This window comes from Vogesella mureinivorans (genome assembly GCF_007644035.1).
In the GTDB taxonomy this organism is placed as follows: domain Bacteria; phylum Pseudomonadota; class Gammaproteobacteria; order Burkholderiales; family Chromobacteriaceae; genus Vogesella; species Vogesella mureinivorans.
In genome coordinates this window covers 1-407 of sequence record NZ_VMTV02000359.1, presented here as the reverse complement: position 1 = coordinate 407, position 407 = coordinate 1, and the positions used below count along the sequence as shown (strand labels likewise).

Genomic DNA, 407 nt, shown 5'->3' with positions numbered 1-407 from the left:
AGCACGGTCATGCTGGCAGCGTCCTGGACGAACTCGGCAATCGTGGACTTTCCGAGCTCGGTCGCACGCGCGGCCAACTCGCGCACCTTGGCCTGGTGCTCGGCGTTGCGCCCCAGGTCCTCGGTGAAGCTGCGGTCGAGCTTGAGCATGGTCGGGTCGAGGTGCTTCAGCACGTCCAGCGAATGCGTGCTGGCGCCGAACTGCTCAAGGCACAGGCCGCAGCCGAGCTTGGCCACCGCGCGCTGGAACTCCTTGGCGCCCTTGAGATAGGTCATGACCCGGGTCTCGGGCACGCCGAACACCAGCTGCTCGCCGCGCACCCCGGTCTGCTTGAGCAGGTTGGCGATCCAGCCGGGCAGGCTCGGGTCCTGCATGCTCTGCGGGGTGATCTTCACCAGCAGGCGGCG

General features: G+C 67.8%; 1 protein-coding gene. It reads right to left on the bottom strand.

Features of this window, described 5'->3' with window-relative positions; translation table 11 throughout:
• Positions 1-407 (bottom strand): EAL domain-containing protein (locus tag FLQ44_RS10990; RefSeq protein WP_147694432.1); only part of this gene is annotated, 407 nt, incomplete at both ends.